Consider the following 1,317-nt stretch of genomic DNA (forward strand, 5'->3'; position numbering starts at 1 on the left):
GAGACTGTTTAAAATTTTGTGCTCGGCCGTGGTAACTGCTTTCAGAGGAGACCCACGATGAGCATTGATAAAGACCTGTTGAACCGCTTGATGGAAGGCCGCTCACCGGGCGACCTTTTTGGTAAGACCGGCATTTTGGCAGAGCTGACCAAGGCGCTTGCGGAACGCGCTCTGAGTACGGAGCTGGATGTCCACCTTGATGAGGAGCGCACAGGGGAAGCTCCGGATGGCCAGAGGCAGCCCGTCAACCGGCGCAACGGCACCAGCCAGAAGACTGTGACCACCGGCAGTGGCAAGGTAGTTCTGGATATTCCTCGCGACCGGAACGGCACGTTCGACCCGCTGCTGATTGCCAAGTACCAGCGCCGCTTTCCCGAGTTCGACCGCAAGATTATCAGCATGTACGCCCGTGGCATGACGACCCGGGAGATCCAAGGACACATTGAGGAGATCTATGGCGTTGAGGCGTCACCAGCGCTGATTTCGGCGATTACCGACGCGGTCATGGACGAGGTCACTGCTTGGCAGAACCGTCCCCTGGAGCCCTGCTACCCGATCGTCTTTATGGACGCGATCCGGGTCAACATCCGCAGCGATGGGGTGGTTGCCAACAAGGCGGTTTTCGTGGCGCTGGCGATCCTGCCGGATGGCTCGCGGGAGGTGCTGGGCATATGGTTCCAGGCCAACGAGGGCGCCAAGTTCTGGGCCAAGGTCCTTAATGATCTGCGCAATCGGGGCGTTCAGGATATCCTGATCGCAGTAGTCGATGGCCTCAAGGGCTTCCCACAGGCCATCGAGGCGGTGTTCCCCCAGACCCGCGTGCAGACCTGCATCGTGCACTTGCTACGCCATTCCATGAACTTTGCCAGCTACAAGGATCGCAAAGCCGTAGCCGCCGCTTTGAAAGCCGTTTACACCGCCGTGGACGCCGCAGCGGCAGAGGCTGCGCTCACGACATTCGAAGACAGCGATCTTGCCCGGCAATATCCCGCAATTGCGCCAAGCTGGCGCCGCGCATGGAGCGAAGTCATCCCGTTCCTGGATTACCCGCCCGAAGTCCGCCGACTAATCTACACCACAAACGCCATTGAGGCCTTGAACTCCAAAATCCGCCGCGCCGTCAGAACCAGGGGCCATTTCCCCAGCGACGAGGCCGCCGCCAAATTGATCTATCTGGCCCTCAATGCTACCTCACCCGAATGGAAGCGCTCAGTGCGCGAATGGCACGCCGTCAGAAGCCAGCTCGCCATCATGTTCGAAGACCGCTTCCCATTGGCCTAACAAATAACGGCCAAGCACAAAATTCCTTACAGTCCC

Annotated in this window: 1 protein-coding gene; it reads left to right on the forward strand. The window is 59.2% G+C overall.

The annotated features are described in order from the left end of the window. Positions 1-57: 57 nt before the first annotated feature. Positions 58-1,281: an IS256 family transposase gene (locus AX708_RS17350; RefSeq protein WP_067490511.1), complete on the forward strand. Its 1,224-nt coding sequence runs from the start codon at positions 58-60 to the stop codon at positions 1,279-1,281. Positions 1,282-1,317 lie beyond the last annotated feature (36 nt).

Source organism: Erythrobacter sp. CCH5-A1 (assembly GCF_001557115.1).
Taxonomy (GTDB): domain Bacteria; phylum Pseudomonadota; class Alphaproteobacteria; order Sphingomonadales; family Sphingomonadaceae; genus Erythrobacter.